Below are 6,167 nucleotides of genomic sequence, written 5' to 3' on the forward strand. Positions count from 1 at the left end.
TCTCCCTGGAGACATCGGAACGACCGCAGGCGGCGGTGCCCCCGACCGTTCGCGCATCCGCGGGCCCGCGCCGCGGTCAGAAGGAGTGGCGCAGGCCGAAGTCGTAGCCCGTCGAGGTCTTGGGCACGAACACCGCGTTGTTCACGAAGGCGGGACCGCCGACGGTGAGCGCGGCGCCGTTCTTGTTGCTGATCCGCGCGATGGTGGCGTAGAGCGCGGTGCGCTTCGAGAGGTTGTGGATGTAGCCCAGCGCCAGCTTGTTGGCCTTCGGGTCCGCGACATTGGCGGCGAACGGCAGGCTCGCGGTATTGAGGTCGTACTTGACCTGCGAGTAGGCGGCGCGGATCAGGCCCGGGCCGACCGGCGCGGTCAGTCCGATCAGGTAGCCGGTCAGGTCGGTGTCGGAAACGCCGCCGAAGGCGGGCGCCGTGGCGTAGTCGCGCGTTCTCTTGATCCGCGACAGCTCGCCGAACAGCTTGACCGGGCCGAAGTCGTACGAACTGCCGAGGTTGAAAGTCTTCACCGAGTCGGTGGTGCCCGCGTAGAAGCTGTCGGCCGCCGTGCTGTTGCCGTACGAGACGGCGATGTCGAACGGGCCGGTGGCATAGCCGAGCCGGCCGCCCAGGTAGCGGCCCGCGCGCGTCGTGGCCACGTTGCCGGCATTGAGCGCGCCCACGGCATTGAGGCCCGGCGGCGTGCTGGTGCCGGGGTCGTACTTGGTGTTCTCGTGCAGCGCATACATGAACTGGCCGTAGACCCCGCCGAGGTTCGGCGGCAGGAAATAGCCGATCGAGTTGCTGGCGCGGTTGTAGTTGAGGTCGCCACCGAAGCCGCCGGAACCGCCGGGCACGGTGTTCGTGTTGGCGGCGGTATAGATCAGGCTGCGGCCCACGCCGACGATGCCGAAGGGGTCGAACACGATGTCGTTCCAGGCCGAGGGCGTGTAGTCGCGGCCCAGGCGGATCTCGCCGAAGTTGCCCGACAGGCTGAGGGTGGAGCGGCGCTGGAAGCTCGCGATGCCGGTCCTGCCATCGTCCGGGCTGATCGGCGCCTCGAGCCAGAAGCTGGCCGCGAGGCCGCCACCGAGGTCCTCGGTGCCGCGAAAGCCCAGCCGGCTCGAGGAGTAGTTGCCCGAGCTCAGCGCGCTCTGGCTCAGGGTGCGCGTGCCCTGGTTCAGGTAGAACGGATTGGCGAATGCGGCGCGGCCCGCATCCTGCGATTTGGACGAGTAGTTGCTGAGGCCCATGTCCACCACGCCGAACAGCGTGACGGAAGACTGGGCCTGGGCGACTCCCGCACCCAGCAATGCGGCGAAGGCAAGACACTGATTTTTCACGACATCTCCCGATCGAAAAAAAAGGAATGAATGAAGACTTTTTGAAGGACCGCCGCTTGGGCGATGAAGGCGAGTCTCCGTGTCGCGAATAACAGTTGGCGCACAGCCCGATGACGTCTGCGCAATGTCGGCAACCCTTCCATTCGGCGGGCGCTGTCGTCCTGGGTTGGGTTCGACCGATTCAGTCGAATATCGACCGATCCGGTAAGCGCCTGCGATAGACTGCAACCCGATGCCCAAGCCCACCCGCTCCCAGATCGACGCCGAAATCATCGACCGCGCCGCCGGCCTGTTCGCCAAGCACGGTTTCGACCACACCTCGCTCCAGCAGATCGCCGATGCGGTCAACTATTCGAAGGCCGGGCTGCTGCATCACTTCCCGAGCAAGCAGGCGATCTACGACGCGGCGCTGCAGACCTGCCGCGACCAGGCGCAGGCGCTGCTCGATGCCGTCGAGCACCTGCCGCCGGGCGCGGCGCGCGAACGGGTGGTGGTGGAGGCCTCGGTCGACCAGACCTACGAATGGCCCGGCGTGTCGGCGCTCGCGAACCGGCTGGCCGACAACGGCAAGGGCACCGATGCCGCGCTGACCGAGATGGCGCTGATGGTCTACAAGGCGCTCGGCATCGACCTGCAGGCCACCACCATGGAGCGCATCGTGCGCGTGACGAGCGCGCTCTCGGGCCTCGGCGCTTCGGCGATGGTCGCGGCCCACGTGGGACTGCAGCGCGAATGGCGCGGCCCCATCGTCGAGGCGGCCATGGATGCGCTCGGCCACGCTGGCAAGCCGAAGCGCCCGGCACGCAAGCGCGCCTAGCCTTCCCTTCCGGGGCGGTGCCTCACAGGCCGCCGATCATCCCGCTGAGCTTCGGCGCGAATACGCCATAGCCCATGCTCACCGACACGCGCAACTCGGGCATGAAGGCCGCGAAGGACACGCCGACCCCGGCCAGCCCGCCGACCACGAGACCGAGCACGGCGAGCGCTCTCCCGTGCTGTTTGAGGATCGAGCGGGTGGCGAGGAGGAAGGTCAATGCGGTGTTCCTTGGAGGGAGCACCGGATTATTCAACCAAATCGGTTGAACTTCAACCACTTTGGTAGAAATGCTTGGGGCGTGCCGGTTCAGGCCAGGGGCAGAAACTTCCGCACATGCGCCGCGAAGGCCGCGGTCAGGGCGGTCGGTGCCTCGCGCGCCAGGGCCAGCGTGACGCCCACGCTCGGCAGCTCGGGAAAGCCATCGTCCGCGCCGAGGATCTGCAGGTCCTCGGGCACGGCCGTGCGCGTGAGCACGGTGACGGCCAGGCCCGAGCGCGCCATGCCCACGAGTCCCGACAGGCTGCTGCTCGCATAGGCGAGCCGGTAGGCGCGGCCCGCGGCCTCGAGCGCGCGCCGGGGCAACTGGTGGTCGAGCGCATCGGGCGCGCCGAGCGCCAGCGGCAGCGGATCGAGGGCGACGGCCGTGCTGCCGCGCCGCGCGACCCACACCAGCGGCTCGTGCCGGATCGCGTCGGCACCCGCGGCATCGCCGGCCACCGACACCAGCGCGAGATCGACCGCATGCCGCGCCAGCAGTTCGTGCAGCCGCGGCGTGGGCGCGCACATCACCTCGAGCTGCACGCCCGGGTGCAGGCTCGCGAAGCCCTGCAGCAGGAAGGGCAGGAACACGACCGCGTAGTCGTCGGGGCAGCTGAAGCGCAGCACGCCCGAGAGCTGCTGGCCGCGCAGTTCGGCCAGTGCCTCGTCGTGCCGGCGCAGCAGCTCGCCCGCGCGCACCAGCAGGCGCTCGCCGGTCGCGGTGAGCGTCACGCCACGGCCGGTGCGGTGCAGCAGCGGCTGCGCGACGATGCCCTCGAGCTTGCGCATCTGCATGCTCAGCGCCGACTGCGTGCGGCCCACGCGCAGGGCGGCCTGGCCCAGAACGCCGGTCTCGGCGATGGCGACGAAGCTGCGCAGCAGGTCGATGTCCAGCGATTGGCTCACGGCATGAGTTCCCTTGATAGCTGATCTCAAAACAATTCGCTTCCATGCGCGCGCGGCGCCGCGTAACGTGGGCATTTTGATCGGGAACCATCGGCATGAGCAGGAACGACGACCCCCAGTTCTGGCAACAGGCACAGCGCCACCTGGTGCGCTACGGCGGCAGCTTCGAGCCGCTGATCATCGAGCGCGCCCAAGGCTGTTTCGTCTACGACGCCGACGGTCGCGCCATCCTCGACTTCACCTCGGGCCAGATGAGCGCGCTGCTCGGGCATGCGCATCCAGAGATCGTCTCGGTGGTGTCGGAGCACGTGCGCACGCTCGACCACCTGTTCAGCGGCATGCTGTCGCGCCCGGTGGTGGCATTGGCCGCCGAGATCGCGCGCCATGCGCCCGGTGCGCTCGAACGCTGCCTGCTGCTGAGCACCGGCGCCGAATCGAACGAGGCGGCGCTGCGCATGGCCAGGCTGGTGACCGGCGGCCACGAGGTGGTGGCCTTCACGCAGTCGTGGCACGGCATGACCGGCAGCGCGGCGGCCGCGACCTACAGCGCGGGCCGCAAGGGCTATGGCCCGGCGGCGGCCGGCTCGTTCGCGATCCCGGCGCCCAATGCCTACCGGCCGCGCTTCACGACGAAGGAGGGCGAGCTCGACTGGCGTCGCGAACTCGACGACGGCTTCGAGCAGATCGACCGCCAGTCGACCGGCGCGCTCGCGGCCTTCATCGCCGAGCCCATCCTCAGCAGCGGCGGCATCCTCGAGCTGCCGCCGGGCTACATGGCGGCGCTCAAGAAGAAGTGCGAGGAGCGCGGCATGCTGCTGATCGTGGACGAGGCGCAGACCGGCGTGGGCCGCACCGGCCTGATGTTCGCGTGCGACCGCGACGGCGTGGCGCCCGACATCCTGACCCTGTCGAAGACACTGGGAGCGGGCCTGCCGCTGGCGGCGATGGTGACCACGGCCGCGATCGAGGACGAGGCCCATGCGCGCGGCTTCCTGTTCTACACCACGCACGTCTCCGACCCGCTGCCCGCGGCGGTCGGCCTGAAGGTGCTCGAGGTGGTGGAGCGCGACGGGCTGGTCGAGCGCGCGCGCGTCGCGGGCGAACGGCTGCAGCAGGGGCTGCGCCGGCTGCAGTCGCGCCACGAATGCATCGGCGACGTGCGCGGGCGCGGCCTGCTGCTCGGCCTCGAAGTGGTCAAGAGCCGCGACACGCGCGAGCCGGCCTTCGAGCTCGGCGAAGCGGTCACGCGCGAATGCATGAAGCTGGGCCTGAGCATGAACATCGTGAAGCTGCCCTCGATGGGCGGCGTGTTCCGCATCGCGCCGCCGCTCACCATCAGCGACAGCGAGATCGACCTCGGCCTCGAGCTGCTCGACAAGGCCATCGCCACCGCGGTGCGTTCGCAGCGGGCTTCCTGAGCGATCGTCCATTCATTCAGGCCGGCTTAAGTTTGGCGGCCGATACTGGCGTCGACGGTCCTCAGGCGTTGGTAGAGGTCGCTTCGGCACCCGCTCTGGCAGCGGTTCCTCGAGCCGTGGGTCGTCACGAATCTTCCGCCATGGCCGCTTCCCATTGCGCCCATGCCGACAGCCGGGCGGTGCCATCGTCCTACGCTTCGCGCCGCCTGCCATCGCACGATGGAGTCCATGACAGCGGCAGCGGCCAGCCTCGAGAGCCTTCCATTCGGCAGCGTGGTCACGTGGGACGTCGAGCCCGGCGCCTACTGCAGCGCGCACGAACGCGAGACGCGCGCTCATTTCGCGCGGCGGCTCGCCGCACTCAAGGGCTATGCCTACGCGGGCGACTGCGGCGGTCGCGCGGGGCCGAGCCTGCGCGCGGACGCGCCAAGGACCTATGGCGGGCATGTCTATTTCGTCCCGAGCGGCACCGTGACAGACCCCGTTCGCGCCCGCGCGATGGGTATCGCGGGTGCGGACGACCTGTTCGGCGGTGTCGTCGAATTCGCCTTCGTCGCCACCAAGGCGATCACGCACCCGTTGCCCGATGCCGGCGCCGCGCGTCCCGCGGGATGGTCGACGCAATTCGGAGCTGCCGTCGCCGGCGCGGTGCTCGCGGGCTTCTCGGCCTTCTCGCCCGATGAGGCGCGCCGGGCCGGACGGCGCCTGCTCGAGGCCGGCGCGGTGCGGGTCAAGCCGGTGCGTGCCACGGGCGGCCGCGGCCAGACCGTGGCGCACGACACGGCCGAGCTCGACCGCCAGCTCGATGCGCTCGACGCCGGGGAGCTCGCCGCCCACGGCGTGGTGCTCGAGGAGAACCTGCGCGATCCCGACACCTTCAGCGTCGGCCAGGTCGTGGTCGACGAACTCACCGTGAGCTACCACGGCCGCCAGCGCATGACGCGCGACAACGCGGGGCTCGCGGTCTACGGCGGTTCCGACCTGATGCTGACACGCGGCGGCTTCGACGACCTGCTTGCCGCGCGCGACCTGAGCACGCCGCTGCGCACGGCCATCGACCAGGCCCGGCGCTACCACCAGGCCGTGCGCGACGGCTTCCCCGGCTTCTTCGCCTCGCGCGTCAACTACGACGTGGCGCAGGGCCGCAATGCCGCGGGCCGCTGGCGCTCGGGCGTGCTCGAGCAGTCGTGGCGCGTCGGCGGCGCCACCGGTGCGGAGATCGCGGCGCTGGAGGTCTTCCGCCGCGCGCCCGAACGCCGGGCGGTGCGGGCCTCGACCTTCGAGGTCTACGGCGCGGCCATGGTGCCGCCCCAGGCCATCGTGGCGTACCGCGGCGAAGACCCCGAACTCGGGTCGCTCGCGAAGTACGCCCTGATCCAGAACCATGACAGCGACACGACATAGCACCATCGACATCCCCGTGGACGGCCAG

Annotated in this window: 6 protein-coding genes; 3 read left to right on the forward strand and 3 right to left on the reverse strand. The window is 69.8% G+C overall.

Translation table 11 applies throughout. From position 1 onward, the window contains the following. Nucleotides 1-76 precede the first annotated feature (76 nt). Nucleotides 77-1,336 carry a porin gene (locus tag ACODT0_RS17560; protein WP_489041828.1) on the reverse strand — a complete coding sequence of 420 codons (1,260 nt, stop codon included), beginning with the start codon at nucleotides 1,334-1,336 and terminating at the stop codon, nucleotides 77-79. Nucleotides 1,337-1,568: 232 nt separating this feature from the next. Here ACODT0_RS17560 and ACODT0_RS17565 point away from each other — a divergent pair, with 232 nt between their 5' ends. Beyond that, nucleotides 1,569-2,153, forward strand: coding sequence for a TetR/AcrR family transcriptional regulator (locus tag ACODT0_RS17565; protein ID WP_489041829.1), 585 nt, complete (start codon nucleotides 1,569-1,571; stop codon nucleotides 2,151-2,153). 22 nt (nucleotides 2,154-2,175) lie between these two features. Here the strand turns inward: ACODT0_RS17565 and ACODT0_RS17570 are convergent, their stop codons facing one another. Together ACODT0_RS17570 and ACODT0_RS17575 are read right to left on the reverse strand one after the other, a co-directional pair. Next, nucleotides 2,176-2,370, reverse strand: coding sequence for a hypothetical protein (locus ACODT0_RS17570; protein WP_489041830.1), 195 nt, complete (start codon nucleotides 2,368-2,370; stop codon nucleotides 2,176-2,178). A gap of 89 nt (nucleotides 2,371-2,459) precedes the next feature. Beyond that, nucleotides 2,460-3,317 carry a LysR family transcriptional regulator gene (locus ACODT0_RS17575; protein ID WP_057594756.1) on the reverse strand — a complete coding sequence of 286 codons (858 nt, stop codon included), beginning with the start codon at nucleotides 3,315-3,317 and terminating at the stop codon, nucleotides 2,460-2,462. A gap of 95 nt (nucleotides 3,318-3,412) precedes the next feature. On the opposite strand from ACODT0_RS17575, the gene ACODT0_RS17580 reads away from it, so the two are divergent. Both ACODT0_RS17580 and ACODT0_RS17585 read left to right on the forward strand, forming a co-directional pair. Further along, entirely contained in the window at nucleotides 3,413-4,735 is a 1,323-nt protein-coding gene (locus ACODT0_RS17580; RefSeq protein WP_489041831.1) for an aspartate aminotransferase family protein, read from the forward strand. Between the two features lie 228 nt (nucleotides 4,736-4,963). Beyond that, entirely contained in the window at nucleotides 4,964-6,139 is a 1,176-nt protein-coding gene (locus ACODT0_RS17585) for a DUF3182 family protein (RefSeq protein WP_489041832.1), read from the forward strand. Nucleotides 6,140-6,167: the final 28 nt, after the last annotated feature.

Source organism: Variovorax sp. FG153 (assembly GCF_057809595.1).